Here is a 25,265-nt window from a genome sequence, read left to right on the forward strand (position 1 = left end):
AATATGCTCGATACGACACGAACCCGAGAGCCCCATTGAATCGCCGCCCCATCATCGATCCCGAAGTATTGCCGGTCGAAGGCACCGGTGCCGGCCTGCCGGTCATCGATTCCCGGCTGATGACGCCGTCCGGCCTGCGCGAACGGTTCGCGCGCACGCTCGAATGGAGCGTCGAGCCCGGCGAGGCGAGGCTGCAGGAAGGCGTCGATCCACGTAGCGCGGCCGTCCTCGTGCCGCTCGTCGTCCGCGAGTCGGGCCTCACCGTACTGCTGACGCAGCGCGCCGATCACCTGAACGACCACGCCGGACAGATCAGCTTTCCCGGCGGTCGTCGCGAGCCGTTCGACCGCGACGCGACCGCCACCGCGTTGCGCGAGGCGAAGGAGGAGATCGGGCTCGCCGCCGAACGCGTCGAGATTCTCGGTGCGCTGCCCGACTATCTGACCGGCACGGGTTTCTGCGTGACGCCGGTGGTCAGCCTCGTGCATCCGCCGTTCACCGTGCAGGCCGACACGTTCGAAGTCGCCGAGATCTTCGAGGTGCCGCTCGCGTTCGTGATGAATCCCGCGAACCATCAGGTGCGCGTGTTCCGCTGGGAAGGCGGCGAGCGTCGTTTTTTTGCCATGCCCTACCCGAATGACAAACCGGACGGGCATTACTTCATCTGGGGCGCAACTGCCGCCATGTTTCGCAATCTGTATCGCTTCTTGGCTGCCGGCTAGGCGGGCGCGCCGGCCGGCGCGCCCGCCCGGCTGCCCGGCGACCGCGCCGGCAGCCATGCGCGGCTGACGCTGTGCTATCGTTATGCAAAAAATGACATAACTCCGAAGACGGCGCCACGCATGACTTTCTTTTCGGTTCTCCTCGCTCTCATCATCGAACAGGTCCGCGCGTTGTCGCCGAGCAATCCGGTGTTCGCACTGTTCCAGTTTCATGCGGAAACCGTCGCACATGGCCTCGACGCCGGCAAGCAGAAGCACGGGCTCCTCGCCTGGCTCGCGGTCGTGCTGCCGTGGGTGCTGATCGTCGCGCTGATCTATTTCCTGCTGTACAAGGTGAGCTTCGTGCTCGCGTTCCTGTGGAACGTCGCCGTCGTGTATTTCACGCTCGGCTTCCGCCAGTTCAGCCACTACTTCACCGATATCCATCTCGCGCTCAACAACGACGACGTGCCGCGCGCGCGCGAAATCCTGCACGAGTGGACGGGTATCGACACGGTCGACATGCCGGTCGGCGAAATTGTCCGTCATACGCTGATCCACGCGGTCGTCGCATCGCATCGTCACGTCTTCGGCGTGTTCTTCTGGTACGTGCTGCCGGTCGGCCCGGCTGGCGCGGTGCTGTACCGGATTTCCGAATACCTTGCGCGCAGCTGGTCGACGCCGGGCGACGACCGCACGGCTGCCTTCTCGACGTTCGCGCAGCGCGCGTTCTTCGTGATCGACTGGATTCCGTCCCGGCTGACGGCGCTCGGATTCGCGATCGTCGGCAATTTCGAGGATGCGATCTACGCGTGGCGCAACCATACGCGCCAGTGGCCCGACCCGAACGACGGCGTGCTGCTGGCCGCCGGCAGCGGGGCGCTCGGCGCGCGTCTCGCCGGGCCGCTCGCGGAGCCATCGAGCCTCGATGCGCTGGCGGTCGGCGACAGCGGTCCGTTGACGGTCGGTGACGATTGCACGCCGCGCACGCTGCAGTCGGCGGTGGGCCTCGTGTGGCGAGCGGTGATCCTGTGGATGATCCTGCTGTTGATGCTCACGCTGGCGGTCTGGGTATCGTGACGCGCCAGCCCGGCGCCCGATGAAACGAAAAGGCCGGCTTGTTGCCGGCCTTTTCGTTTCTGCGTCGACGCAGTGCGTTCAGTCGTCGCGCGGGTCGCGCACGGCGCCGCATTGCCAGCAGGCGGTGAATTGCGCTTCGAGCGCTTCGCCGCACTGCCGGCAGCGCCAGGGCGCCGCGCCGGCCGACGGGCCGTGCGACGCGGCATCGAGGAGCCGGCGCGCGAGCGCGTCGTCGCGTTCGTCTTCGAGCCACAGTTCGGGCGTGCATGCATCGGCGGGCAGGCCGCCGAGCGCACCGGTCGCGTAGCAGTTGTGCAGCTCGCAACCGATACCGGCCACCTGGAGCACGTTGGCCCAATGCTGCGCAGTCGCGAGATCGGGTGCCTTGAAACGCATCGCCGCTCCTGTCGATGAAGGCCGGCCTGCCTGACGCCGGCCGGCCGTCGCACACGTCGCGCGATCAGCGGACGACCTGGCTCGCCTCGTGCACGAGCTGCGCGTACAGCGCGTGCCGGGACGGCGCGATGCGGCCGTCGGCGACGGCCTCGAGGATCGCGCAGCCCGGCTCGTGCAGATGATGACAATTATAGAAACGGCAGTCTGCTAGCAGTGGCCGGAATTCCGGAAACGCGCGCTCGAGGCGGCCTTCGGTCAGATGGTAGAGGCCGAATTCCTGGAAGCCCGGCGAATCGATCAGCGCACCGCCGCCTTCCAGCGGGTACAGCCGCGTGAACGTCGTCGTGTGGCGGCCGCTGTTGAGCGCGGCCGAAATCTCGCGGGTCGCGGCTTCGGCGTCGGGCACGAGCAGGTTCACGAGCGTCGACTTGCCCATCCCCGACTGGCCGAGCAGGATCGTCGAATGTCCGGCGAGGTGCGGCATCAGTTGCGCGCGCGCGTCGTCCGGCGCGCCTTTCACCGACAGCTCGAGCACCTCGTAGCCGAGCGCGCGGTACGGCGCGAGGCGTTCGCGCGCGACCGGCAGCGCGGCCTCCACGTCGATCTTGTTCAGCACGACGAGCGGCTTCAGCTCGTTCGCTTCGGCGGCGATCAGCGCACGGCCGAGCAGATCCTCGCTGAAATAGGGCTCGGTCGCGAGCACGATCAGCAACTGGTCGAGGTTCGCCGCGAACAGCTTCGACTTGAACTGGTCGGAGCGGTACAGCAGGTTGCGCCGTTCGCCGATCTCCACGATCACGCCCTGGTCGGCCGACGCGAATTCGTACGCGACGCGGTCGCCGACCGCGATGTCGCTCTTCTTGCCGCGCGGGAAGCATTGCAGCATCAGGCCGCCGTCGTCGGGGGCGACGATGTAGTGGCGGCCGTGCGCCGCGATCACGCGGCCTTCGGCCCGTTGCGCGCCCGATGCGCGCGGGGCCGGCTTGCGGGAGGTCGGCCGGCTCATGCGTGCTGCAGCAGGCGGTCGATCCGCTGCGACGCAGGCGGATGCGAGTAGTAGAAGGCCGTGTAGACGGGGTCGGGCGTCAGCGTCGACGCGTTGTCTTCATAGAGTTTCACGAGCGCGCTGACGAGATCCTGCGCGTCGGTCTGGCTGGCCGCGAACGCGTCGGCCTCGAATTCGTGCTTGCGCGACGTGAGGCTGCTGAACGGCGTCGCGAAGAACAGGAATACCGGAATCGCGAGGAAGAACAGGATGAGCGCGGCGCCCGCGTTGCTGGTGTCGAGCGACGGCGTGACGCCGAGCCCCGTATAGAACCACGTGCGTTGGGCGAGCCAGCCGAGCAGCGCGAGCAGCACGAGGCTCAGCACGAACGACACGAGCATCCGCTTCATCACGTGGCGGCGCTTGAAGTGGCCGAGCTCGTGCGCGAGCACGGCTTCGATCTCCTGGCCGGACAGGCGCGCGAGCAGCGTGTCGAAGAACACGATCCGCTTGGACGCGCCGAAGCCCGTGAAGTACGCGTTGCCGTGCGCCGAGCGGCGGCTGCCGTCCATGACGAACAGGCCCTTCGCCGCGAAGCCGCAGCGCTTCATCAGCGACTCGATGCGCGAGCGCAGCGCGTCGTCCTTCAGCGGCTCGAACTTGTTGAAGAGCGGCGCGATGAAGGTCGGGTAGATCAGCAGCACGAGCATCTGGAACGCGACCCACACGATCCAGGCCCACAGCCACCACAGGCTGCCGGCCTGGTTCATCAGCCACAGCACGACGAACAGCAGCGGCAGGCCGAGCGCGGCGCCGAGCAGCGAATTCTTCAGCATGTCGGTGAAGAACAGCCGCTTCGTCATCCGGTTGAAGCCGAAACGCTGCTCGATCCCGAACTGGCGGTAATACTCGAACGGGACGTCGATCACGCCCGTGATCACGAGCACCGCGGCGACCAGCGCGACCTGCTGCCCGTAGCCGCGGCCGAGCCAGCCGGTCAGCAGCGTGTCGAGCGCGCCGACGCCGCCGAGCAGCGTGAGGCCGACCAGCACGGCCGCGCTGACGACGATCTCGAGCATCGTCAGCCGGGTGCGCTCGACCGTGTAGTCCGCCGCGCGCTGGTGGGCGGTCAGCGGGATGGTGGCGCTGAATTGCGCGGGCACGCCGTTGCGGTGCGCGGCGACGAAGCGGATCTGCCGCGACGCGAGCCACAGCTTGGTGACGACCATCGCGAGTACGGCGATCGCGAACAGCAGGGTGAACGAAAAGGGTGACATCGAAGGCGCCAAAGGGTTCTATGCGAGAATTATATGTTCTTGCGGACCGGCCCCGCTGATGCGATGCCGGCCGCCCGGGCAGCGCCGCATCGGCGCGCCCGGTCCGCCATTTTCCAGGATGAATCATGACCGACACCGCCGCTTCCGCCAGCCAGCCCGCGCTCGTGCGCAACGAGTTGAACCTCGTCTGGCTCGACATGGAGATGACGGGCCTCGACCCGGATAACGACCGCATCATCGAGATCGCGGTCGTCGTGACCAATTCCACGCTCGACGTTGCCGTCGAGGGCCCGGTGTTCGCGATTCACCAGAGCGACGAGACGCTCGCGAAGATGGACGACTGGAACAAGTCGACGCACGGCCGCTCGGGGCTGATCGAGCGCGTGCGCGCATCGACCGTGACCGAGGCGCAAGCCGCCGCGCAACTGCAGGCGTTCCTCGCGCAGTACGTGTCGCCGGGCAAGTCGCCGATGTGCGGCAACTCGATTTGCCAGGACCGCCGCTTCATGGCGCGCTGGATGCCGGAATTCGAGCGGTTCTTCCACTACCGCAATCTCGACGTCAGCACGCTCAAGGAGCTGTGCCGCCGCTGGCAGCCGGCCATCTACAAGGGTTTCCAGAAGCGGGCGATGCACACCGCGCTCGCCGACATCCACGAGTCGATCGACGAGCTGAAATACTATCGCGAGCATTTCCTGATTCCGGCCGCATCGGCGCCGGCAGGCGATTCCGTGCCGGCCGCCTGAGCGGACCGGCACGCGCGCGGCGCTCGACCCACGTTCAGCGCCGGGCGCTTTTCGGCCGGAACGCCGCCACCACCGCGGCGTCGGTCTCGATATACGGGCCGCCGATCAGGTCGATGCAGTAGGGCACCGCGGCGAAGATGCCGGGCACGGTCGACTTGCCGTCGGCATCGCGCAGCCCTTCCAGCGTTTCGCGGATCGACTTCGGCTGGCCGGGCAGGTTGATGATCAGCGCCGCATGGTCGGCCGTTTCGCGGATCACCGCGACCTGCCGCGAAAGGATCGCGGTCGGCACGAAATTCAGGCTGATCTGCCGCATCTGTTCGCCGAATCCCGGCATTTCCTTCGTCGCCACGGCCAGCGTGGCTTCCGGCGTCACGTCGCGGCGTGCGGGACCGGTGCCGCCCGTCGTCAGCACGAGGTCGCAGCCGGCGACGTCGACCAGTTCGGCCAGCGTGGCCGAAATCGTCGGCGCGTCGTCCTGGATCAGGCGCGTTTCGGCGCGCCACGGCGAGACGAGTGCGCCGGCGAGCCATTCCTGGAGCGCCGGAATGCCCTTGTCCTCGTAGACGCCCGTACTCGCGCGGTCGCTGATCGACACGAGGCCGACCACGAGCTCGTCCGGATGATTACGCTTCGTCGTCATGGTCGTCTTCGGCGTCGTCGGCCGCTTCGTCATCGCCGCCGGGCGTGCCGCTCGCGGTCTTGATCCACTGGAACAGCTCGCGGAAATAGCGCGGCGGCTTGCCTTGCTGGGCTTCCTTGCGCGCGTTGCGGATCAGCGTGCGGCCTTCCTGGATGTCGGCGTCCGGGTGCTGGCGCAGGAATTCGGTCAGCGCGTCGTCGTTGGCGAGCAACTGGTCGCGCGTGCGCTCGATCCAGTGCAGGCGGGCCGTCGCGGCCTTGTTCACGCCGCGTTGCGCGTCGAGCGCGGTGCGCAGCGCGGCCGTTTCGTCGTCGGTCAGCGTGCGCATCACGCGGCCGACGTACTGGAGCTGGCGGCGCTTGCCTTCGTGATCGGTGATCCGGCGCGCCTCGCGCACGGCGTCCGAGAGACTTTCAGGCATCGGCATGCGCTTCAGTGCGTCTTTCGGCAGGTCGACGAGCGCCTGGCCGAGCACCTGCAACTCGTGCATCTCGCGCTTCAACTGGGATTTGCTGGGGCGATCGTAGCCGTTGTCGTCGGCTTCGACGGCATGCTCGATCGGCTGGATTCGGGTTTTGCGTGTCATGGGCCGCATTGTATCGCGGCGCGGATACCCCAAGCTTGTCTGTGCCCGGCCCCGGACCTTGCTATGATCGCGGGATACGCAACATTTTGACCATGCGGGCGCCCGCCCGCCACCGGATACCAAGACGATGGCAGCCAATCTCGACGTACAAGCGCGCTATTTCCCGCACACGCAGGACCAGCTCAAAGAAATCGCATCGGACATCCTTCGCCATGCGAAGGCGCTCGGCGCGACGGACGCCGCGACCGAAATCTCCGAGGGCGACGGCCTGTCGGTGTCGGTGCGCCGCGGCGAAGTCGAAACGATCGAGCACAACCGCGACAAGATGGTCGGCGTCACCGTGTTCATCGGCAAGAAGCGCGGCAACGCGAGCACATCGGACTTCTCGCCGGCCGCGATCAAGGATACCGTCGCCGCCGCCTACAACATCGCACGCTTCACGGCCGAGGACGAAGCGGCTGGCCTCGCCGAAGCCGAACTGCTCGAAACCGACCCGCGCGACCTCGATCTGTACCACCCGTGGGCGCTGACGGCCGACGACGCCGTCGAGCTGGCCCGCCGCGCGGAAGACGCCGCGTTTGCGGTCAGCCCGCAAATTCGCAATTCGGAAGGCGCGAGCGTGTCGGCGCAGCACTCGCAGTTCGTGCTCGCGACGTCGCGCGGCTTCCTTGCCGGCTATCCGTACTCGCGCCACTACATCGCATGCGCGCCGATCGCGGGCAGCGGCCGCCACATGCAGCGCGACGACTGGTATTCGTCGAAGCGCAGCGCGATCGATCTCGCCGCGCCTGAAGCGGTGGGCCGTTACGCGGCCGAACGTGCGCTCGCGCGGATGGGCGCGCGCCGTCTCGACACGCGCAAGGTGCCCGTGCTGTTCGAGGCGCCGCTCGCGGCCGGGCTGCTCGGCGCATTCGTGCAGGCCGTGAGCGGCGGCGCGCTGTATCGCAAGACGTCGTTCCTCGTCGACAGCCTCGGCAAGCCGGTGTTCGCGCCGCATATCCAGATCGTCGAGGATCCGCACGTGCCGCGTGCGATGGGCAGCGCGCCGTTCGACGAGGAGGGCGTGCGCACGCGTGCGCGCAGCGTCGTGAAGGATGGTGTCGTCGAAGGCTATTTCCTGTCGACCTATTCGGCACGCAAGCTCGGCACGCAAACCACCGGCAACGCGGGCGGTTCGCACAACCTCGCGCTGCGCAGCTCGAGCACGCGGGCGGACGACGACTTCGACGCGATGCTGAAGAAGCTCGGCACGGGCCTGCTGCTGACCGAGCTGATGGGGCAGGGCGTGAATTACGTGACGGGCGACTATTCGCGCGGCGCGGCCGGTTTCTGGGTGGAGAACGGCGTGATCCAGTATCCGGTCGAGGAAATCACCGTTGCCAGCACGCTGCAGGAGATGTTCCGCCATATCGTCGCGATCGGTGCGGATTCGATCGTGCGCGGGACGAAGGAAACCGGCTCGGTGCTGATCGAGCAGATGACGATCGCAGGGCAGTAAGCCGCACGCGGCGCAGGCCGCCAGGAAACGCAAAGCCCGACCGGCGCGAGCCGGTCGGGCTTTTTTCATCGTGCGGAAGAAGACGTCAGCCGCGCTTGCGTGTGTAGACGACGAACGCATAGCCGAACGTGTTCGGCGCGGCAGCCTGATGCGCATCGCGCGAGATCTCCTGCCAGTGCGCGGCGTCGGGCGCCGGGAACGAGGCGTCGCCGTCGAAGTCGGCGTCGATCTCGGTGACGACCAGCTTGTCGGCGAGCGTGAGACCTTCCGCGTAGAGTTGCGCACCGCCGATCAGGAATGCCTCCGGCGCCCCGTCGCGCGCGGCGAGCGCCAGTGCGTCGGCGAGCGACGTGACCGTATCGCAGCCGTCGAAACGGCGTGCGGCGTCGCGCGTGACGACGATATTGCGGCGGCCGGGCAGCGGCCGGCCGATCGATTCGTGGGTCTTGCGGCCCATCACGATCGGCGCGCCCATCGTCGTGCGCTTGAAGAACGCGAGATCCTCGGGAAGTTTCCAGGGCAACTGGTTGTCGCGGCCGATGATGCCGTTGCGGGCACGCGCGACGATCAGGGTCAACGTCGTCATGAAGGTCGGGGAAGAGGGAAAACGGAATGGGGCCGATTTTACCGGAACGGCGGCGTGCGCCGGATTCCGGCCGCCCCATGGGCATCGACGTTTCCGGCGTCGTGCGTCGCGACGCGTGATGCCCCGCGTCGCGACGGCCGTCCGAATAAAAAGCGTGCCCGCCGGGGGACGGAGCACAAAAACGTTTTATGTCGCGAGATCGGCGATACCGGTTCCGCTCGATGGCATCCCGTTCGACCGGCTCGTCAGTTCAATACGTCATCCTGATTGAATTGAAGCGGCGAATGCTCAGGGGTGCGTATTGCCTCGCACGTTGCCTTCCATCGCATGCCGGATGTCGCCCGGTTGCGGCGCCGGCAGCGGCATCGGCAACTGGGGCGGCGACGGGATCTCGTCCCACAGCGTCACGGAGGCTTTGGCGGCTGGCAGCGGTTGCGGCGCCGACACGGTCACGATACCGAACCCGTTGCCGTGCTGCGTGCCCGGCGTGTTTTCGGCGAGCAATATGGCGCGAGCCGCCTGCGTGCCTTCGTCCGCGCATGCCGGAGCAGGCGGGCCGGCCGCCGAGAGCACGAGCATCATCGGCACGAAAGAAAGTAAAAGAGGTTTTCGCATGGCGACTGTCTCCGATCGTGTACGTGTTCAGCGAAATACATGCCACCGTACCGGGACCGTTGCCGCCATTGCGATTCGCGCTCGAGCGTTGCGAATGGTGACCGAAAACGCTTGAAAATGTTTCAGGCCTGAAACGATGGGGCTCGGGAATACTGCTGATTCAATCGACACACTTCAAGGATGACAATCGGCGCGTGTGTCGATGACGAAACCCTTCCTGCGCATGTGCTATGTGCAGATGATTGATCTGCATCGACCTCGTGGGCGATTCGGCCGTATCGCCGTCGGCACTGAAACGGGTTTGTCGTATTCGGTGCCTATAACCAGGTTGTCTTGATCACAAAATTACTGGACGCGAGATAAGCGCCATCATGCGAGGCTGTGTGTCGTTGCCGCGCATCGGCATGGCGAATCGAGCCACCTCTGGCTGACCCGATTCGATCCTTTTGCACGCGATCTGACGTGTGCGCCAATCGTTAGACGGTTGATGAACGGGGTGAGCATATGGGAGCCGATCAGCGGCACGTGATCTACTATTCGCGCGAACCGAACGACGCGTTGCGCGGCCATTTCGACGAATGCGGCTGGCGCGTCGATTTGGCCGAGACGGTGCGCGATGTGCGGCGCGTCGTGCAGCACGGCGTGGCAACCGCCGGCCTGCTCGATTTCTCGCCGGGCTTCAAGCCGTCGGACCTGCGCGAACTCGAATCCTGCCTGAGCATCCAGCACATCGGCTGGATCGCGGCGACGCGGCGCGGCCAGTTGCAGGACGCGACGCTGCGCCATCTGATTCGCGACTATTGCTTCGACTACGTGACGATGCCGTACGAAACGACGCGGATCGTCGAGACCGTCGGCCATGCGCACGGCATGGTCGCACTGACCGATCCCGTTGCGCCGCCCGTCGGCGCCGGGCGCAGCGAAGGCGAGATGGTCGGCACCTGCGACGCGATGCTCGGGCTCTTCAAGACGATCCGCCGTGTCGCGGCGACCGACGCACCGGTGTTCATCTCCGGCGAGTCGGGCACGGGCAAGGAGTTGACGGCGGTCGCGATTCACGAGCGTTCGTCGCGCACGCAGGCGCCGTTCATCGCGATCAATTGCGGGGCGATACCGTCGACGCTGCTGCAGGCCGAACTGTTCGGCTATGAACGCGGCGCGTTCACCGGCGCGAACCAGCGCAAGATCGGCCGCGTCGAGGCCGCCAACGGCGGCACGCTGTTTCTCGACGAGATCGGCGATCTGCCGCTCGAAAGCCAGGCGAGCCTGTTGCGCTTCCTGCAGGAAGGCAAGATCGAGCGGCTCGGCGCGCACGTGTCGGTGCCGGTCGACGTACGCGTGATCTGCGCGACGCACGTGGACATGGAAGCGGCGCTGCGCGAAGGGCGCTTCCGCGAGGACCTGTTTCATCGGCTGTGCGTGCTGAAGATCGAGGAGCCGCCGCTGCGCGCGCGCGGCAAGGACATCGAGGTGCTCGCGCGCCACATGCTCGAGCGCTTCAAGGGCGATGCGCATCGTCGCCTGCGCGGCTTTTCCCCGGATGCGGTCGCGTCGCTGTACGGCTATTCGTGGCCGGGCAACGTGCGCGAGCTGATCAACCGCGTGCGCCGCGCGATCGTCATGTCGGAAGGCCGGATGATCACCGCGGCCGATCTCGAACTGAACGACTATGCGGCGCTCGCGCCGGTGTCGCTGCTGGAGGCGCGCGAGGCGGCCGAACGGCAAGCGATCGAGCAGGCGCTGCTGCGCCATCGCGGCCGTTTTGCGGATGCCGCGCGCGAACTCGGCGTGTCGCGCGTCACGCTCTACCGGCTGATGTGCGCGCACGGCATGCGCGATCGCAGCGACACGCTGGCAGGGTTTTCGGCGCCGTTGCCGGAGCTTCCGCGCCACGCTTGCTAAAATCGGCGGGTACGGTCGCCCCTCGCGGCCGAAGGAACCCGCATGAAACAGTATCTCGATCTCGTTCGTACCATTCTCGATACCGGCGCCTGGCAGGAGAACCGCACGGGGATCCGCACCATCAGCATGCCGGGCGCGATGCTGCGCTTCGACCTGCAGCAAGGCTTCCCGGCCGTGACGACCAAGAAGCTCGCGTTCAAGTCCGCGATCGGCGAGCTGGTCGGCTTTCTGCGCGCGTCGCGCAGCGCGGCCGATTTCCGCGCGCTCGGCTGCAAGGTGTGGGATGCGAACGCGAACGAGAACGCGCAATGGCTCGCGAACCCGTATCGCCAGGGCGTCGACGATCTCGGCGACGTGTACGGCGTGCAATGGCGCCAGTGGCCGGGCTACAAGGTGCTCGATGCGAGCGCCGACGCGCAGATCGCCGATGCGACGCGCCGCGGCTTCCGGATCGTCACGCGTTTCGACGAAGACGGCGCGCCGAAGGTGCTGCTGTACAAGGCGATCGACCAGCTGCGCCAGTGCCTGGACGCGATCATGGAAAACCCGTCCGATCGCCGCATCCTGTTTCACGCGTGGAATCCGGCCGTGCTCGACCAGATCGCGCTGCCCGCGTGCCATCTGCTGTACCAGTTCCTGCCGAACGCGACGAAGCGCGAGATCTCGCTGTGCTTGTACATCCGCAGCAACGACGTCGGCCTCGGCACGCCGTTCAACCTGACGGAAGGGGCAGCGCTGCTGTCGCTCGTCGGCCGGCTGACGGGCTACACGCCGCGCTGGTTCACGTATTTCATCGGCGACGCCCACATCTACGAGAACCAGCTCGACATGCTGCAGCAGCAGCTCACGCGCGAGCCGTACGAAAGCCCGCGGCTCGAGATTGCCGAGCGCGTGCCCGAGTACGCGAAGACGGGCGTCTATGCGCCCGAATGGCTGGAGCTGGTCGAGCCGTCCGATTTCTCGCTCGTCGGCTACCGCCACCACGAGCCGCTGACCGCGCCGATGGCGGTCTGATCGCGCGGCCGGGGCCGGCCGGTTTCATCGATCCGCACCTCGCAAAAAAGGCTCGACTGGTATTGGCCGGTCGAGCTTTTTTGTTTCATCTTTGCTGCACTTACTGGCGATGCCGTTCCTCGTGGCCGCCCTGCGGCGGCGGGTTACTCGGATGCGGCGCCTCGACGTGCGGGGCTGGCTGCGGCCGTGGTTCCATCCGGGGAGCGGGCATCGACGGGCGCGGCTCCATGCGCGGCGCCGGCTGCGGTCGCGGCTCAATATGCGGCGCCTGCGGCTGCGGACGCGGCATGTCGTGCACCGCGGGCGCCGGCGGGCGGTACTCGTTCACGCGCGGCGGCGCGACCTCGCGATGCGGCGCCGGTTGAGCGAAGTCCGGGCGCGGCTGCGGCGCGGGGGCGGCCCGTTCTGGTTGCGGTTGCGGCTGTGCATGTCGGGCCGGCACCTGGAAATCGGGGCGCGGACGCGGTTGCTGAATCTGCGCGGTATTGCCGATCGGCGGTTGCGGCAGCGCGCGCGGCGCTTCGTTGCGGCCGCCGGGCTGTACGCCTTGCGGTGCCGGTACGCCGTCCGGATGCGCCGCCGCGGCGCTGCGCACGGGTGGCAGCGCATTCTCTCCTGCCGCGTGCAGTGCGGTGGGCGAATCGGGGCGTTGACGCGCCATCGGCGTGTGCGGCTGCATCCACGCGGGCGACGGCGCGTTGGCCGCGTGCGCGTCGGCGGTCCCTGCCGGCACGTTGTTCGCGCCCGGCGGATGCGGGACGCCGTTGCCGGGCGCGAACGCCTGATGCGGCATCGGGTTGCCGGGTGCCGGCAGCGTGCCGCCGTTGGCCAAACGCGGTGCGTTCGGGTTTTCGCCGTTCGGCGGCCGCACGCCATTCGGCATGCCCGGCGTCGGCGCGCCCGGCCGCGCGGCCTGCTCGCCGGCCGGCTGGCCTTCGTGCGGCGCGCGAGTCGGCTGCACGACGGGGCCGTGCGGATTCACGAGCTGCACGTTGTGCATCGCCCATGCGCCGCTGCCCGGCGGCTTGCCCGGAACGCGGACCGGACGAGCCGTATAGTCGGCCGGCACGTTCGTCTTCACGACGGGCGCGCCCGCACCCGGTACGCGCCCGCCTTGCTGCGCGAGGTGGGCGGCGGCCTGATCGCGATACGCGGGCGGCACGGCCGGATTGCGCGTCGCGACGTACGGGTGCTGCGCGATCGCCGCCGGCGGACGGTAGCTGGCATTGCGCAGCCCGCCGGTGAAGCTCTGGCGCACCGGCGCGATGCCGGGCGTGCCCGGCGTGACGTGCGCGTTGCGCCATTGCTGCGGATCGACGTGCTGCGAGAAGTGCGCGACCGGCTGTCCGTGCACGAACGCGGAGGCCGGCACGGCCGTGATCGCGTGCGGCGCCCGGAAGTTCACGTACGTCTTGTTGATGTTGGTGATATTGGTGATGTTCGTCACGTTCACCGTCTTGTTCACGTTGACGTTGTTCACCACGATGTTGCGGTTGACGCGGTCGTAGTAGTGCGGGCTCCAGCCGCCCCAGCCCGGATGCCACGGTTCGCCCGGGCCAAGCGCGAACCATGCGCAGCCGGCCGCGGCGACGCCGCCTACCGTGAGTGCGACGCTCCAGTCGGAACCGCCGCCGCCCCCGCCGCCCACGAACGCGACGAGTGCCGGCGCATAGGCGGGCGGCTGGCTGACGACCATCGGGCCGGGTACCCATGCCCAGTTGTCGTCCACGTACGCCCAGCGGCCGTAGTGATACGGCGCGAAGCCCCACGGCGCGTCGTCGACCCAGGTCCAGCCCCACGGCGCCTGCCAGATCCAGTGGCCGTCGTGATACGGCGCCCAATCGGCCGGCGTGTCGTTCGGCACCCATACCGCGCCGTAATTCGGGGTTTCGCGCCACGTGCCGTTCGCGTCGAGATCCTGGTAGCCGGGAATGTCGCGGGACACGTAGCGGGCCGACACCGAGCGCGCTTCGGCCGCGTCGCGGCTGGCGGCCCACTGGTCGAGCGCGTCGGGGCCCGGTGCGGCCGATTGCTGCGCGACCTGCAGGTCGGTGCCGGTGAACACCACCTGCTGCCCCGGCGACAGCGGATACTGCCCGTTGCTGCCGTAGACGGTCGCGCTCCCGCTACGTACCGTCACCGTCGTGCTCGCGCCGTTCGGTGCGACATCGACGCGATAGTCACCGGGGCCGGCGATGCCGAGCGCGAGGTTCGGCGTGTCGATTTCGTACGATCCTCCGGCCGGCAAGTCGCGCACGTGCGTCGACACGGTGCCGAGCCCCACCTTCAATTGCGTCGTCGTGTCGTCGAGGTTCAGCACCGACAGACTCGTCGATTCGCCGAGCCGCACCGCGGTCGAGCCGATGTGCAGTTCCGAGCGCGCGCCGGCATCGTTCCAGAGCTGATCGCCGGTCGTCAGCGGCCGGTTCACCGCCGCGTACGACCAGGTATCGGTGCCGGCCGGTTCGGTCGTCACGGCGCCCGACAGGTAGTTGAGCCGCGCGACGCGGCCGGGCGGATCGCCGCCCGGTTGCCGTGCCGCGGCCATATTCGGCGGCGCATCGGCCGATTGCGCGAAGGCGGGCGGCAGCGCCGCCAGCGCGACGAACGCGAGCAGCGTGTAGCGGGCGGCGCGTTTGAGCGTGAACTGGGTGGCCATGGTGAGCGTCATCGTTGTGATCGCGGCGCGTCGATTCGTGCCGTCGAGTTCACAATATCCGCTTGGCCTGTTTCAAGGCACGGTGTTTTGTAAGTCGAATGGCACGCGATGTAACAAAACCTGTCCGTCGCGCGCCGTTGTCGTGCAGCTGCAATGCCGGCGTCAAGCGGACGTAAGCCACTCGTCGAAAACCTGCTGTCCGGGCACCGTGACGCGCAGCACGCGCGGTCGGGCAGCGCGCTCGATCCAGCCTTGCGCGCAGAAGCTTTCGAGCAGCGCCGCGCCCAGTGCGCCGCCGAGATGCGAGCGCCGCTCGCTCCAGTCGAGACAGCCGCACGCGAAGCGGCGCCGGCGCGTGCGTTGCTTCGCGACGTCGATGCCCCATTGCGCGAGCGCCTGCGTGCCGAGCTCGGTGGTCTCGATCGCATCGCCGTTCGCGACCAGCCAGCGGCGCGCGGTGAGGCCGTCGAAGATACGTACCGCGAGCTCGCCGGCCATGTGGTCGTAGCAGGTGCGTGCATAGCGCAGTTCGGCCGGCACCGCGCGCGACGGCGGCGGAACCGGGCGATGCGGCGCGGCCGCGCGGGCGACGTTCGCCAGCGCTTCGAGCGAGGCCGCGATGTCGGCCGACGCGATGCGGTAGTAGCGGTGTCGGCCGCGCACGTCGAGGGCGAGCAGGCCGCCTTCGGTCAGGCGCGAGAGGTGCGCGCTGGCCGCGGACGGCGACAGCCCCGCGACCATCGTCAGTTCGCCGGCCGGTCGCGCGCTGCCATCCATCAGCACCCACAGCATCGCGGCGCGGCCGGGATCGGCGATCAGCGCGCCGATGCGGCTCAGGCCCGGAAAATGGTGGTCGTCTTGATCGGTCATCGTCGTGTCTCTCGTGGAGCGGGATGAGGAGCAGTGTAGTCCGTGCGCGCATTCGATGTTTCGCTTCCGGATGAAATGTCGGATGCAGCGGCGGCGCCCCTGCGCGGACCGGACCGCAGGCCGTTGCAGGCCACGCGTAGAATGGCCGGACGCGGCGGCAGCGGGCCGCCGCATGGGACGCGATGCAACGATGAAGACGATTTTCTGTGTGTTGGCGGCCGCGCTCGTGTGTGCGGCCTGTGCGCAGGGCGGCGCGGGCGCGACCGGCGAGCGCGGCGGCAGTATCGAGATGTACGGGACGATCGACCAGGGCGTCACGGTGCGACGCTGACCGGCGTCGATCCGCTCGCGCGCCGGCGTGGCCGCCGGAGCCCCGCCACGCGGGGCTTGCCGCGGCGCGTTGCCGCAGTGCAACGTATAATGGCCCGATTACAGCGCCCCTGCCGCCTGGAGCCACAACAATGCCCCAACCGTCCCCCGTGCCGGCCGCCCTCGACCGCACCGAAACCGTATTCCGCTTCCTTGCCGAGCCTTCGTCCGTGAACTTCGGCGGCAAGGTACATGGCGGCGCGCTGATGAAGTGGATCGACGAGGTCGCGTATGCGTGCGCGGCCGTCTGGTCGAGCCGCTATTGCGTGACGGTCAGCGTCGGCAACATCCGTTTCCAGCGTCCGATCCTGGTGGGCAATCTGGTCGAGCTGAAGGCGCGTGTCGTCGCGACGGGCCGTACCAGCATGCACATCCATGTGTCGGTGCACGCCGGCGATCCGAAGGGCGGCGTGCTGCGCCAGACGACCGATTGCCTCGTCGTGTTCGTCGCGGTCGACGAGAACGGCAACCCGGTGCCGGTGCCGCCGTTCGTGCCCGAAACCGACGAGCAGCGGGTGCTGGCGAAATACGCGGCCGACGTGCGGGCCGCGCTCGACAAGATCGTCGAGATGAAGCCGGAAGAAGTCGCGAAGGGCGCCGTCTGAGTGCCGCGGGCGCCGCGCTCCCGCGCCGCGCCCGTCGTCCTGTCGTTACCGCGTCCCGATCATCTGCTCGGGGCGCACCCATGCATCGAATTCCGCCTCCGTCAGGTAGCCGAGCGCGAGCGCGGCCGCCTTCAGCGTCGTGCCTTCCTTGTGCGCCTTCTTCGCGATCTGCGCGGACTTGTCGTAGCCGATGTGCGGATTGAGCGCCGTCACGAGCATCAGCGATTCGTTCAGCAACAGATCGATCCGCGAGCGGTTCGGCTCGATACCCACCGCACAGTGATCGTTGAAGCTCTGCGCGCCGTCGGCGAGGAGGCGCACCGACTGCAGCACGTTGTGCGCGATCATCGGCCGGAACACGTTCAACTCGAAATTGCCGCTCGCGCCGCCGACGTTGACCGCGACGTCGTTGCCGAACACCTGGCAGCAGAGCATCGTCACGGCTTCCGACTGCGTCGGGTTCACCTTGCCCGGCATGATCGAGCTGCCCGGCTCGTTTTCCGGAATCGACAGCTCGCCGAGCCCGCAGCGCGGTCCGCTCGCGAGCCAGCGCACGTCGTTCGCGATCTTCATCAGGCTGGCCGCGACCGTCTTCAGCGCGCCGTGCGCGAAGACCAGTGCGTCGGCGGCGGCCATCACCTCGAACTTGCTCGGCGCCGTCACGAACGGCAGCTTCGCGAGCCGGCCGATCTCGTCGGCCACGCGCACCGCGAACTCCGGATGCGCGTTCAGCCCCGTGCCGACCGCGGTGCCGCCGAGCGCGAGTTCGTACAGGTGCGGCAGCGTCGATTCGACGTGACGGATGCCCTGGTCGAGCTGCGCGACGTAGCCGGAGAATTCCTGGCCGAGCGTGAGCGGCGTGGCGTCCTGCAGGTGCGTGCGGCCGATCTTCACGATGTCGGCGAACGCCTTCGACTTCGCGTCGAGCGTCGCGCGCAGTGTGCGCAACGCCGGCAGCAGGTGATTGACGATCGCATACGCGGCCGCGACGTGCATCGCGGTCGGGAACACGTCGTTCGACGACTGGCCGCGGTTCACGTCGTCGTTCGGATGAACCTTGCGCGCTTCGCCGCGCTCGCCGCCCAGCAGCTCGCTCGCGCGGTTCGCGATCACCTCGTTGAGGTTCATATTGGTCTGCGTGCCGGAGCCCGTCTGCCACACCGCGAGCGGGAATTCGCGCGGATGCTTGCCGGCGATGATCTCGTCGGCGGCTTCGATGATCGCGTGCGCCTTGTCGTCGGCGAGCACGCCGAGCGACTGGTTGACGGCCGCCGCGGCGCGCTTGACGATCGCCAGCGCGTGGATCAGCTCGGGCGACTGTTTCTCGGTCGAGATCCGGAAATTCTGCAGCGAGCGCTCGGTCTGCGCGCCCCAGAGCCGGTCGGCCGGCACGGCGATCTCGCCGAACGTGTCGCGTTCCATCCGAACTGCTTCATTCATGATGCACTCCTCCTGAAAAGGGGAAAGGCCGCGCGTCGTCGCGCGGCGTCAGACGTATCGTGGGGCAGCCGCGCCGCTTGCGCGGCGTCTCGATGGGTTCGACCGACAAGCATAGCGCCGGCCGCGATTTTGCGTCGTGTCGCGCCTAGCGCACGTTCCCCTGTTTGGAGAAATTCGTTCCGGGGCCGGCGCAAGCCCGTTATCAGCGTGAACAGGCCTTAGCGCGCCGTCGCGATGAGCGAGGTGGTCTTGCGGTGAAAGCGCCATGCCATCAGCGCGGCGACACTCGCGAGCCCGGCCGCGAGCCCCCACCACAGGCCGCGCGCGCCCAGGCCCGCGTGGAACGCGAACCAGTAGCCGGTCGGGAAGCCGATGCCCCAGTAGCCGAAGGTCGCGGCGAGCATCGGGATGCGCGTGTCCTTCAGGCCGCGCAGCGCACCCGACGCGACGGTCTGCATGCCGTCGACGATCTGGAACACCGCGGCGATGCCGAGCAGCGACGCGGCGAGCGACACCGTGGCCGCGTTGGCCGGGTCGTCGAGGTGCAGGTACAGGCCGACGATCGTATGCGGCGCGACGATCATCACGAGGCCCGACAGCGACATGAAGCCGACGCCGAGCGCGAGCGCGACGAAGCCCGCGTGCCGCGCGGCGAGGGGCGAGCCCGCGCCGATCCAGTAGCCGACGCGAACATTGGCCGCCTGGCCGATCGCGAGCGGCACCATGAACGACACCGATGCGACGTTCAGCGCGATCTGGTGCGCGGCGAGCGACGTCGCGCCCAGCACGCCGACCGTGAGGCCGGTGCCGAGGAACAGCGTCGATTCGACCCCGTACGTGATTGCGACCGGCCAACCGATGCCGATCAATTCGCCCATCACCGGCAGCTTCGGGCGCGCCGCGGTCACGAAATGGCGGAAGCGCTGCCGGCCGTGCAGCAGCCAGATCAGCGCGAGCGCGGTGAGCCAGATCGTGATCGTCGTCGCGACGGCCGAACCGAGAAAGCCGAGGCGCGGCAGCCCGAATGCGCCGTGGATCAGCCCGTAGTTCAGCACGCCGTTGACGCCGACGCCGCCGATCGACACCCACAAGAGCCGGCGCGCCGCGCCGATCGCCGGCAGGAACGCGCGCATCAGTCCGACGCCGATCAGGCTGCCGAGCGCCGCGAAGCGCAGGATGCCCGTGTATTCGCCGACGTGGTGCGCGAGCAGCGGCGGCTCGTGGAACATCAGCAGGATCGGTTCGGCGAGCGACAGCGCGACGATCGCCGGAATCGCGAGCAGCACGGACAGCGCGAAGCCCGTCCAGTAGATGTGCGGCACGCGATCCTCGGCCTGGGCGCCGCGCGCATGCGCGACGCTCACGCTGACCGACGACAGCACGCCTTGCAGAATGGTGACGATGACGAAGAAGTAGTTCGCGCCGAGCCCGCCCGCCGCGAGCGAATCGGGGCCGAGCGAACCGAGCAGCACCGTGTCGGTGACGCTCATCGCCATCTGGGAAAGTTGCGCGATCGCGAGCGGCGCGGCGAGGCGCGCGGTATCGGCGGCATGACTGGACAGGGACGGCGGCGCGGCGGCCGTCCTCGTAAGACCGGAATGCGACATGGAATGGGCGCTCGCGCGGGTGCGGGCCCGCGCTATATGTATTTATTTTGAGAGACGGTTAGCTTACGGCTTTATTCGTACCGTGTCGAACGCGTGCGCCGATGGCCATGTCGCGGGCAGGGGGAACCCCGCGGGCGCTAGGCCTCGCGTACCGCGATGCGCGTGTCGCCGAGCAGCACGACCTGGCCCGCGCGGATCTTGCAGGTCTTGCGAAGCTCGATCGCGCCGTCGACTTTCACGGCGCCGGACGCGACGATCAGCTTCGCGGTGCCGCCGCTGTCCGCGAGGCCGGTGATCTTGAGAAGGTTGTGCAGCTCGACGTATTCGCCGGTCAGCGTGAAATCCAGATTGGGCATGACGAGGAAGGTGCGCAACGCGCGGGAGGAAACGCTCCGCATCATACGGCAGCGCGCGCCCGCACGCGAGCGCGGGCGGCCGGCGGCGGATGTAAAGGACTGTGAGCGATTCGTCAGCAAATGAAACGGTGGGTAACAGTCTGAGAGATTCGCGAACCGGCCGTGCGGGCCGCCGGTCTTCTGTCGTACCTGCTGCGTGTTGCGGCGGGGACGCGACGGACCGCATCGCTGCGGTCCGGGCGCACAACTTCTCGAGGAGAATTGCCATGTCCAAGATTCATACGATCCTGATCGGTGCCGCGCTGACGGCGTTCGCCACTTCGGCCGCATTCGCCCAGACGGGCACGACGGCGCAAGGCGCAGCCGGTGCCGGCGTACAGGCGCAAACGCCGGCGGCAGGTGTCGGTGCGGGCGCGCAGGGCGGTGCCGGTGCGAACATGTCGGGCAATGCGACGGGCGGTGCGACCGATGCAGTCGGCGCGGCAGCCGATGGCGCGAAGGATACGACGTCGTCGGCCGTCCATTCGGCCAAGAAGCACACGAAGCATGCGGCGAAGTCGGCCAAGGGCCATGCGGGCTCGGCCAAGGCGAAGGCCGACGAGGCGACCGAAGGCGGCGCATCGGTCGGCGCGCAGGGCGGTGCATCGGCCCAGGGCGCCACGCAGTAAGCGGTGCCCGACGCCGTCGCGACGCTCGCCTCGAACGGCGCGTCGCGACGGCGATCGTCAGGCGGCCCGGTTCGCTTCGCGCGACCGGGCCGTTTTCGTGGGGGAATACGATGCGCGGGACGAGCGCGCGGTCAGGGCCGGCGCTGACCTTGCCCCTGTCCCTGGGCCGGCCGTATGGCGGCCGGCGTGAACACGCCGCGAAGCCACGCGGCGAGGCGCGCGAAGACGTCGTACGGTTCCTCGACGAAGATCTCCGGCTTCAGCAGCCGCAGGTATTCCATGATCTGCTGCGCTTCCTGCTTCTGGAACGAGCCGTGCGCGAGCCCGAGCCGCAGCAGCCCGCGCAGTTCGCCGAGCTTGTCGCGCGCGGTGCTGCCGACGCTCATCTCGCACGCGAGCTTGGCCTCGTAGATCCGCTGCCGCAGCGATTCCGCGAGCCGCCACGCAGGCGTTTGCATCAGTTCCTCGAGCGTCTGGATGTCCTGCGCCGCGCTCTTGATCTGCGACGCGAGCGGGTCGATCAGCGACGGATCGCCCTGCGCTTCGGCGACGATTGCCTTCGCCCAGTCGCGGCATGCCTTCGCGAGTTCGTCGGGGGTCCATTCGGAGCGCGACGCGAAGCCGAAGCCGAATTCGCCGGCCTGCCGCATCAGGATCGCGACGACGTCCGGAAATTCCTTGTCGAGCGCGCGCTTGGCCCACGCGTACTGGCCACCCTGCAGCATCCGCTGCACGGCGTGCTCGGTCAGCGGCACCATGTTGTCGAGCAGCTTCGCGCGCAGGAAATCCTCGAACGACGGCGTTGCGAATTGCGGGTCGAGTTTCAGCGACACGCGGACGAACGCATCGTAGTCCTTGCGCAGGGACTCGAGCGTGTCGTCCTTGAGGGAAAGGGTGATCTGGCCCATGAATCGTCTCGATGGCGGCCCGCGCAAGCCGGCGCCGGCACGGCGCACCGGGGACGGGGCGCAGCGTCGACTGACCGATGCGCGCCGGGGCCGGTGGCGGGTCTTCATCTCCTATATCGGCGCACCGGGCGAAAACTTGAGCGCGCGCGACGGAGCCTGCGCTCAGGCGGGCAGCCAGTGCGGCAGTACGACCCCTTGCCACAGGAAGAACACCACGAGCCCGGCGGCGATCGTCACGAGCGGGCGGCGGGTCGCGGCCGACACGAACACGGCCGCGAGCGCGCCGACGAGCTGCGGGTTCCGCCAGGTCAGCTCGGCCGAGCCGCCGTGCGGCGAGACCGTCATCGGTACGATGATCGCGGTCAGCACGGTGACCGGCACGAAGCCGAGCGCGGTCCGCACGAGCGGCGGGAAGGTCAGCCGTTCGCCGAACAGGAACAGCGTCGAGCGGATCGCATACGTGATGACGGCCATTCCGAGGATCAGCAGCGCGTAACTCACGATGCAGCCTCCGAGCGGGAGCCGGCGCGCGTGCGGTCGTGCAGCAGCGTGAGCACGACGCCGATCGCGACGCCGGCGGCGACCGCGCCGAGCAGCCCGAGCTTGTACGGCCAGCCCTGCCAGAAGTACGCGAGCGTGCCGGCCGTGGCGGCCGCCGAGAAGTAGCGCAGTGTGCCGAGCTGCGGGACGACGATCGCGATGAAGGTCGCCGCCATCGCGAAATCGAGACCGAGCGACTGCAGGCCCGGGAATGCAGTGCCGAAGCCGATGCCCGCGAGCGTCCAGACCTGCCAGTTCAGGTACATCGCGAGCCCGGAGCCGAAAAAGTAGTGGGGGCCGATCGTACCGGGCGGGTAGTGCCGGTAGTGTCCGTAGGCGACCGCGAACACCTCGTCGGTCATCAACGCGCCGAGCGTCGCGCGCCAGCGCAGCGGCAGGTGTGCGACATAGGGCGCGAGCGTCGCGCTGTACAGCAGATGGCGCAGATTCACGATCAGGGTCGTGGCGAGCACGACGGCGAAACCCGCGCTGCCGGCGATCAGGCCGAGCGCGATGAACTGCGCGGAGCCCGCGAACACCGCGAGCGACATCAGCGCGCCGTGCCATGCGGCGAGCGGGCCGCCGCCGACGAGCGTGCCGAAGATCACGCCGAACGGCGCCGCGCCGATCATCATCGGAATCGTGTCGCGTGCGCCGTCGAGCCATTCGTTGAGCGGGCGGCGCGGGGGCGATGCGGGTGTCGTATTCAAGAAGCGCTCCTCCATGACGTGGAGGATAGCGGGCCGGCGGCGAGCCGGCTTGTATGTTCTTGCGCCTGCGGGAGCGGTGCCGCGTGTCGGCCGGCGCGGGTCGCGGCGCGGCCGGCGGCTGCGGGAAGCCGCGCGTCAGCTTGCCTGCCAGCGCCCGGGCGGCACGCCGAACATCCGTTTGAAATGCCGCGTGAAGTGGCTCTGGTCGACGAAGCCGCTGGCTGCCGCGACATCGGCGACGGGCACGCCCGCGCGCAGCGGCGCCAGTGCACGCTGCAGCCGCAGCTGGTTGCGCCACGCATGCGGCGGCATGCCGGCCGTACGGGTGAACAGGCGCGCCGCGTGAAACGGCGACAGGCCGGCCGCCTGCGCGACGTCGTCGAGCGTCACCGTGCACGTCAGGTCGGCGGCGAGCCGCTCGCGCATCGCGTCGACGCGCGGTTCGTCGGCCGCGAGCGGTGCCGGCTGCGGCCGCACGTCGGCGTGGCGCGCGATCAGCGTCGACAGCGCGTCGAGCATCGCGGTTTCGGCGGCAAGCGGATCGTAGATGCGCGGCACGCCGGTGGCGGGAGCACCGGCCACCGGGTCGTCGGCCACCGGGTCGCCGGCCGCGGGCGCGTGGGCTGGCGACCCCGGCGCCTGCGACGACAGGGCGCGCTCGCTACCGGCTTCCAGCATCCGGTGCGCGAGCGTGAGCCGGGCCGCGAGATCGGCGTCGCGAATCACGTCGGGGGCAAACCACGGCGCATCCTGCGGGCGGCCCGCGATCGAACTGGCGAGTTCGCGGATGAATTCGACCGGCATGTAGCTGACGCGATAGCACCAGCCCTCGTCGGCGGCGCGCGACCCCGTATGGACTTCGCCGGGATTGATCACGGGCACGGTGCCCGTTTCGGCGACATGGCCCGTGCCGCAATAGGTGAAGCGTTCCGCGCCTTCAAGAATCACGGGGATCGTGTACGCGTCGTGCCAGTGGGGCGCGAACGTGTGATCGCGATAGGTGGCCGTGAGGAGATCCGCGTCCGGCACGAGCGGCGTGCGCCAGTAGCGCGCGGAATCGGGAAGGCGGGTGGCGGACATGATCGGGCGACGGGAGCGGTCGAATCGACAGTGTATCGCTTGCGCGCCCGGCGGGTGCGGGCTTACTTGACCGGAATCGTTGTGCCGGCCGGCATCGGCACCGCGGTGACGGCGTTCTTTGGGCTGCCGCTGACGATGCGGTCGCTGTAGGTCAGGTAGACGATCGTGTTGCGTTTCTTGTCGACCACGCGCACGACGTGCAGCGTCTTGAAGATGAACGACATGCGTTCGCTGAACACGTCGGTCTGCTGCTTGAGCGGTTCCTTGAAGCTGATCGGGCCGACCTGCCGACAGGCGATCGATGCTTCGCTCGGATCCTCGGCGACGCCGAGCGTGCCCTTGATCCCGCCGGTGCGGGCGCGCGACACGTAGCAGGTCACGCCGTTGACGACCGGATCGTCATAGGCCTCGACGACCACGCGATCGGAGCCCGTGACGCGGAAATGGGTGTTGACGCTGCCGACTTCCTCCGCGTGCGCGAACGGTGCGGCGGCGAATGCGGAGAGCACGAGGGCAAGGGGGGCGGAGCGCGGGAGGCGATGCTTCATCGACGGAACCGGATGCGAATGCGGGACAGAGACTCTAGCATGCGCATGGCCGCCCCACGAAAAGCAGAAGGGCAGAACGGCGACCGGAAAAACAAAAGGCCCGTCGAATGACGGGCCTTTGCTACTTGGCTCCCCGACCTGGGCTCGAACCAGGGACCTACGGATTAACAGTCCGGCGCTCTACCGACTGAGCTATCGGGGAATAAATCGGTACATCTGCGTGTTGTCTGGTCTGGTCCAACAAAAAACCCGTCCACTTTCAACGGGCCTTTGCGTTTTTGGCTCCCCGACCTGGGCTCGAACCAGGGACCTACGGATTAACAGTCCGGCGCTCTACCGACTGAGCTATCGGGGAACAAACAACAACAGCAGAGAAACGAGATTGTATGGAGCGTTCGCTAACCTGTCAATACCTTGGAGCCGCGACGCATAAATTTTTTTGCAGTCGCCGCCGTGCGATCAGCGCTCGAGCAGGTGCAGCTTGTCCTGCACGTCCTTCCACTCGTCCGCGTCGGCCGGTGCCGGCTTGGTCTTCGTGATCGACGGCCAGTTCTTCGCCAGCTCGGCGTTCAGCTCGGTGAACTGCTGCTGGTCGCCCGGAACGTCTTCTTCGGCATAGATCGCATTGGTCGGGCATTCGGCGACGCACACGGCGCAGTCGATGCACTCGTCCGGATCGATGGCGAGAAAGTTGGGACCTTCACGGAAGCAATCCACCGGGCACACATCCACGCAATCCGTGTATTTGCACTTGATGCAGCCTTCGGTCACAACGTGAGTCATTAAAACGCTCCTGCTCGGCGGTATATATGGGGGTGGCGTTTGCGCCAAAAGCGGCATTGTAACTGAAGCGCAAAACCCGCATGACGTGGTCGG

At 68.0% G+C, this 25,265-nt stretch carries 27 protein-coding genes and 2 tRNA genes; 9 read left to right on the forward strand and 20 right to left on the reverse strand.

Annotated features, from left to right (window positions below):
* Positions 1-35: 35 nt before the first annotated feature.
* Both C4B30_RS17675 and C4B30_RS17680 read left to right on the forward strand, forming a co-directional pair.
* On the forward strand, positions 36-722 hold the full coding sequence (locus tag C4B30_RS17675) for a CoA pyrophosphatase (protein ID WP_027783886.1): 687 nt from the start codon (positions 36-38) through the stop codon (positions 720-722).
* 120 nt (positions 723-842) lie between these two features.
* Positions 843-1,781 carry a CobD/CbiB family protein gene (locus C4B30_RS17680; RefSeq protein WP_027783887.1) on the forward strand — a complete coding sequence of 313 codons (939 nt, stop codon included), beginning with the start codon at positions 843-845 and terminating at the stop codon, positions 1,779-1,781.
* A gap of 78 nt (positions 1,782-1,859) precedes the next feature.
* Here the strand turns inward: C4B30_RS17680 and C4B30_RS17685 are convergent, their stop codons facing one another.
* The 3 genes from C4B30_RS17685 to C4B30_RS17695 all read right to left on the reverse strand — a co-directional run bounded on the left by C4B30_RS17685 (position 1,860) and on the right by C4B30_RS17695 (position 4,439).
* On the reverse strand, positions 1,860-2,177 hold the full coding sequence (locus C4B30_RS17685) for a putative signal transducing protein (RefSeq protein WP_027783888.1): 318 nt from the start codon (positions 2,175-2,177) through the stop codon (positions 1,860-1,862).
* A gap of 64 nt (positions 2,178-2,241) precedes the next feature.
* Positions 2,242-3,183, reverse strand: a complete 942-nt coding sequence (rsgA, locus tag C4B30_RS17690) for a ribosome small subunit-dependent GTPase A (protein WP_027783889.1) — start codon at positions 3,181-3,183, stop codon at positions 2,242-2,244.
* A complete protein-coding gene (locus tag C4B30_RS17695) occupies positions 3,180-4,439 on the reverse strand; it encodes a M48 family metallopeptidase (protein ID WP_027783890.1) in 1,260 nt (419 codons plus the stop codon). Before C4B30_RS17695 ends, rsgA begins: the two co-directional genes overlap by 4 nt.
* Positions 4,440-4,564: 125 nt before the next feature.
* Here C4B30_RS17695 and orn point away from each other — a divergent pair, with 125 nt between their 5' ends.
* On the forward strand, positions 4,565-5,185 hold the full coding sequence (gene orn / locus C4B30_RS17700; RefSeq protein ID WP_027783891.1) for an oligoribonuclease: 621 nt from the start codon (positions 4,565-4,567) through the stop codon (positions 5,183-5,185).
* A 34-nt stretch (positions 5,186-5,219) separates the two neighbouring features.
* Here orn and mog read toward each other — a convergent pair whose 3' ends face one another.
* Together mog and yjgA are read right to left on the reverse strand one after the other, a co-directional pair.
* A complete protein-coding gene (mog, locus tag C4B30_RS17705) occupies positions 5,220-5,828 on the reverse strand; it encodes a molybdopterin adenylyltransferase (protein ID WP_080681382.1) in 609 nt (202 codons plus the stop codon).
* Entirely contained in the window at positions 5,812-6,414 is a 603-nt protein-coding gene (yjgA, locus tag C4B30_RS17710; RefSeq protein WP_279610177.1) for a ribosome biogenesis factor YjgA, read from the reverse strand. Before yjgA ends, mog begins: the two co-directional genes overlap by 17 nt.
* A 127-nt stretch (positions 6,415-6,541) precedes the next feature.
* Here yjgA and pmbA point away from each other — a divergent pair, with 127 nt between their 5' ends.
* A complete protein-coding gene (pmbA, locus tag C4B30_RS17715; RefSeq protein ID WP_027783894.1) occupies positions 6,542-7,912 on the forward strand; it encodes a metalloprotease PmbA in 1,371 nt (456 codons plus the stop codon).
* A gap of 85 nt (positions 7,913-7,997) precedes the next feature.
* Here the strand turns inward: pmbA and C4B30_RS17720 are convergent, their stop codons facing one another.
* Together C4B30_RS17720 and C4B30_RS17725 are read right to left on the reverse strand one after the other, a co-directional pair.
* Positions 7,998-8,498 carry a dihydrofolate reductase gene (locus C4B30_RS17720; protein ID WP_027783895.1) on the reverse strand — a complete coding sequence of 167 codons (501 nt, stop codon included), beginning with the start codon at positions 8,496-8,498 and terminating at the stop codon, positions 7,998-8,000.
* A gap of 288 nt (positions 8,499-8,786) precedes the next feature.
* Positions 8,787-9,113, reverse strand: coding sequence for a hypothetical protein (locus C4B30_RS17725; RefSeq protein ID WP_027783896.1), 327 nt, complete (start codon positions 9,111-9,113; stop codon positions 8,787-8,789).
* Between the two features lie 504 nt (positions 9,114-9,617).
* Here C4B30_RS17725 and C4B30_RS17735 point away from each other — a divergent pair.
* Positions 9,618-11,015 (forward strand): sigma-54 dependent transcriptional regulator, encoded by a 1,398-nt coding sequence (locus tag C4B30_RS17735; RefSeq protein WP_105132777.1) that lies wholly within the window; start codon positions 9,618-9,620, stop codon positions 11,013-11,015.
* Between the two features lie 42 nt (positions 11,016-11,057).
* Positions 11,058-12,029 carry a thymidylate synthase gene (locus tag C4B30_RS17740; protein ID WP_105132778.1) on the forward strand — a complete coding sequence of 324 codons (972 nt, stop codon included), beginning with the start codon at positions 11,058-11,060 and terminating at the stop codon, positions 12,027-12,029.
* A 100-nt stretch (positions 12,030-12,129) separates the two neighbouring features.
* Here C4B30_RS17740 and C4B30_RS17745 read toward each other — a convergent pair whose 3' ends face one another.
* Both C4B30_RS17745 and C4B30_RS17750 read right to left on the reverse strand, forming a co-directional pair.
* Positions 12,130-14,700, reverse strand: coding sequence for a DUF6600 domain-containing protein (locus C4B30_RS17745; RefSeq protein WP_234015437.1), 2,571 nt, complete (start codon positions 14,698-14,700; stop codon positions 12,130-12,132).
* 150 nt (positions 14,701-14,850) lie between these two features.
* Positions 14,851-15,558 (reverse strand): ArsR/SmtB family transcription factor, encoded by a 708-nt coding sequence (locus C4B30_RS17750; RefSeq protein ID WP_105132779.1) that lies wholly within the window; start codon positions 15,556-15,558, stop codon positions 14,851-14,853.
* 190 nt (positions 15,559-15,748) lie between these two features.
* Here C4B30_RS17750 and C4B30_RS35670 point away from each other — a divergent pair, with 190 nt between their 5' ends.
* Entirely contained in the window at positions 15,749-15,889 is a 141-nt protein-coding gene (locus C4B30_RS35670; RefSeq protein ID WP_175888556.1) for a hypothetical protein, read from the forward strand.
* 130 nt (positions 15,890-16,019) lie between these two features.
* On the forward strand, positions 16,020-16,532 hold the full coding sequence (locus tag C4B30_RS17755; RefSeq protein WP_027783901.1) for an acyl-CoA thioesterase: 513 nt from the start codon (positions 16,020-16,022) through the stop codon (positions 16,530-16,532).
* Positions 16,533-16,577: 45 nt separating this feature from the next.
* Here C4B30_RS17755 and fumC read toward each other — a convergent pair whose 3' ends face one another.
* From fumC to C4B30_RS17770, 3 genes are all read right to left on the reverse strand, one after another.
* Positions 16,578-17,972, reverse strand: coding sequence for a class II fumarate hydratase (fumC, locus tag C4B30_RS17760; protein ID WP_089499817.1), 1,395 nt, complete (start codon positions 17,970-17,972; stop codon positions 16,578-16,580).
* 218 nt (positions 17,973-18,190) lie between these two features.
* On the reverse strand, positions 18,191-19,579 hold the full coding sequence (norM, locus tag C4B30_RS17765) for a multidrug efflux MATE transporter NorM (protein ID WP_027783903.1): 1,389 nt from the start codon (positions 19,577-19,579) through the stop codon (positions 18,191-18,193).
* Between the two features lie 137 nt (positions 19,580-19,716).
* On the reverse strand, positions 19,717-19,935 hold the full coding sequence (locus C4B30_RS17770; protein WP_027783904.1) for an RNA-binding S4 domain-containing protein: 219 nt from the start codon (positions 19,933-19,935) through the stop codon (positions 19,717-19,719).
* Positions 19,936-20,201: 266 nt separating this feature from the next.
* On the opposite strand from C4B30_RS17770, the gene C4B30_RS17775 reads away from it, so the two are divergent.
* Positions 20,202-20,603 (forward strand): hypothetical protein, encoded by a 402-nt coding sequence (locus tag C4B30_RS17775; protein WP_089499818.1) that lies wholly within the window; start codon positions 20,202-20,204, stop codon positions 20,601-20,603.
* A gap of 131 nt (positions 20,604-20,734) precedes the next feature.
* Here C4B30_RS17775 and C4B30_RS17780 read toward each other — a convergent pair whose 3' ends face one another.
* The 8 genes from C4B30_RS17780 to fdxA form a co-directional block, all read right to left on the reverse strand.
* Positions 20,735-21,511, reverse strand: a complete 777-nt coding sequence (locus tag C4B30_RS17780) for a DUF4088 family protein (protein ID WP_027783906.1) — start codon at positions 21,509-21,511, stop codon at positions 20,735-20,737.
* A 162-nt stretch (positions 21,512-21,673) separates the two neighbouring features.
* Complete coding sequence (locus C4B30_RS17785; RefSeq protein ID WP_089499819.1) at positions 21,674-22,012, reverse strand: AzlD domain-containing protein; 339 nt, start codon at positions 22,010-22,012, stop codon at positions 21,674-21,676.
* Positions 22,009-22,776, reverse strand: coding sequence for an AzlC family ABC transporter permease (locus C4B30_RS17790; RefSeq protein WP_105132780.1), 768 nt, complete (start codon positions 22,774-22,776; stop codon positions 22,009-22,011). The genes C4B30_RS17785 and C4B30_RS17790 overlap by 4 nt, the downstream gene beginning before the upstream one ends.
* A 120-nt stretch (positions 22,777-22,896) precedes the next feature.
* On the reverse strand, positions 22,897-23,841 hold the full coding sequence (locus C4B30_RS17795; RefSeq protein ID WP_105132781.1) for an AraC family transcriptional regulator: 945 nt from the start codon (positions 23,839-23,841) through the stop codon (positions 22,897-22,899).
* A gap of 62 nt (positions 23,842-23,903) precedes the next feature.
* Positions 23,904-24,389, reverse strand: coding sequence for a CreA family protein (locus C4B30_RS17800; RefSeq protein ID WP_105132782.1), 486 nt, complete (start codon positions 24,387-24,389; stop codon positions 23,904-23,906).
* A gap of 126 nt (positions 24,390-24,515) precedes the next feature.
* A tRNA-Asn gene (locus tag C4B30_RS17805) sits at positions 24,516-24,591 on the reverse strand.
* Positions 24,592-24,668: 77 nt separating this feature from the next.
* Positions 24,669-24,744, reverse strand: a tRNA-Asn gene (locus C4B30_RS17810).
* 104 nt (positions 24,745-24,848) lie between these two features.
* Positions 24,849-25,172 carry a ferredoxin FdxA gene (gene fdxA, locus C4B30_RS17815; protein WP_011544919.1) on the reverse strand — a complete coding sequence of 108 codons (324 nt, stop codon included), beginning with the start codon at positions 25,170-25,172 and terminating at the stop codon, positions 24,849-24,851.
* Positions 25,173-25,265 lie beyond the last annotated feature (93 nt).

Origin of the sequence: Burkholderia sp. BE12, assembly GCF_002959955.1 — a bacterium.
Taxonomy (GTDB): domain Bacteria; phylum Pseudomonadota; class Gammaproteobacteria; order Burkholderiales; family Burkholderiaceae; genus Burkholderia.

Excerpts from the sequence above, each read along its gene's own strand:
- C4B30_RS17725 (WP_027783896.1), bottom strand. The coding sequence starts at position 9,113 with ATGCGAAAACCTCTTTTACTTTCTTTCGTGCCGATGATGCTCGTGCTC.
- C4B30_RS17780 (WP_027783906.1), bottom strand. The coding sequence starts at position 21,511 with ATGGGCCAGATCACCCTTTCCCTCAAGGACGACACGCTCGAGTCCCTG.
- C4B30_RS17685 (WP_027783888.1), bottom strand. The coding sequence starts at position 2,177 with ATGCGTTTCAAGGCACCCGATCTCGCGACTGCGCAGCATTGGGCCAAC.
- rsgA (WP_027783889.1), bottom strand. The coding sequence starts at position 3,183 with ATGAGCCGGCCGACCTCCCGCAAGCCGGCCCCGCGCGCATCGGGCGCG.
- C4B30_RS17740 (WP_105132778.1), top strand. The coding sequence starts at position 11,058 with ATGAAACAGTATCTCGATCTCGTTCGTACCATTCTCGATACCGGCGCC.
- C4B30_RS17770 (WP_027783904.1), bottom strand. The coding sequence starts at position 19,935 with ATGCCCAATCTGGATTTCACGCTGACCGGCGAATACGTCGAGCTGCAC.
- C4B30_RS17720 (WP_027783895.1), bottom strand. The coding sequence starts at position 8,498 with ATGACGACGTTGACCCTGATCGTCGCGCGTGCCCGCAACGGCATCATC.
- fumC (WP_089499817.1), bottom strand. The coding sequence starts at position 17,972 with ATGAATGAAGCAGTTCGGATGGAACGCGACACGTTCGGCGAGATCGCC.
- fdxA (WP_011544919.1), bottom strand. The coding sequence starts at position 25,172 with ATGACTCACGTTGTGACCGAAGGCTGCATCAAGTGCAAATACACGGAT.
- C4B30_RS17680 (WP_027783887.1), top strand. The coding sequence starts at position 843 with ATGACTTTCTTTTCGGTTCTCCTCGCTCTCATCATCGAACAGGTCCGC.
- C4B30_RS17695 (WP_027783890.1), bottom strand. The coding sequence starts at position 4,439 with ATGTCACCCTTTTCGTTCACCCTGCTGTTCGCGATCGCCGTACTCGCG.
- C4B30_RS17755 (WP_027783901.1), top strand. The coding sequence starts at position 16,020 with ATGCCCCAACCGTCCCCCGTGCCGGCCGCCCTCGACCGCACCGAAACC.
- C4B30_RS17790 (WP_105132780.1), bottom strand. The coding sequence starts at position 22,776 with ATGGAGGAGCGCTTCTTGAATACGACACCCGCATCGCCCCCGCGCCGC.
- C4B30_RS17795 (WP_105132781.1), bottom strand. The coding sequence starts at position 23,841 with ATGTCCGCCACCCGCCTTCCCGATTCCGCGCGCTACTGGCGCACGCCG.
- pmbA (WP_027783894.1), top strand. The coding sequence starts at position 6,542 with ATGGCAGCCAATCTCGACGTACAAGCGCGCTATTTCCCGCACACGCAG.
- C4B30_RS17750 (WP_105132779.1), bottom strand. The coding sequence starts at position 15,558 with ATGACCGATCAAGACGACCACCATTTTCCGGGCCTGAGCCGCATCGGC.
- C4B30_RS17745 (WP_234015437.1), bottom strand. The coding sequence starts at position 14,700 with ATGACGCTCACCATGGCCACCCAGTTCACGCTCAAACGCGCCGCCCGC.
- C4B30_RS35670 (WP_175888556.1), top strand. The coding sequence starts at position 15,749 with ATGAAGACGATTTTCTGTGTGTTGGCGGCCGCGCTCGTGTGTGCGGCC.
- C4B30_RS17735 (WP_105132777.1), top strand. The coding sequence starts at position 9,618 with ATGGGAGCCGATCAGCGGCACGTGATCTACTATTCGCGCGAACCGAAC.
- mog (WP_080681382.1), bottom strand. The coding sequence starts at position 5,828 with ATGACGACGAAGCGTAATCATCCGGACGAGCTCGTGGTCGGCCTCGTG.
- norM (WP_027783903.1), bottom strand. The coding sequence starts at position 19,579 with ATGTCGCATTCCGGTCTTACGAGGACGGCCGCCGCGCCGCCGTCCCTG.
- yjgA (WP_279610177.1), bottom strand. The coding sequence starts at position 6,414 with ATGACACGCAAAACCCGAATCCAGCCGATCGAGCATGCCGTCGAAGCC.
- C4B30_RS17775 (WP_089499818.1), top strand. The coding sequence starts at position 20,202 with ATGTCCAAGATTCATACGATCCTGATCGGTGCCGCGCTGACGGCGTTC.
- C4B30_RS17800 (WP_105132782.1), bottom strand. The coding sequence starts at position 24,389 with ATGAAGCATCGCCTCCCGCGCTCCGCCCCCCTTGCCCTCGTGCTCTCC.
- orn (WP_027783891.1), top strand. The coding sequence starts at position 4,565 with ATGACCGACACCGCCGCTTCCGCCAGCCAGCCCGCGCTCGTGCGCAAC.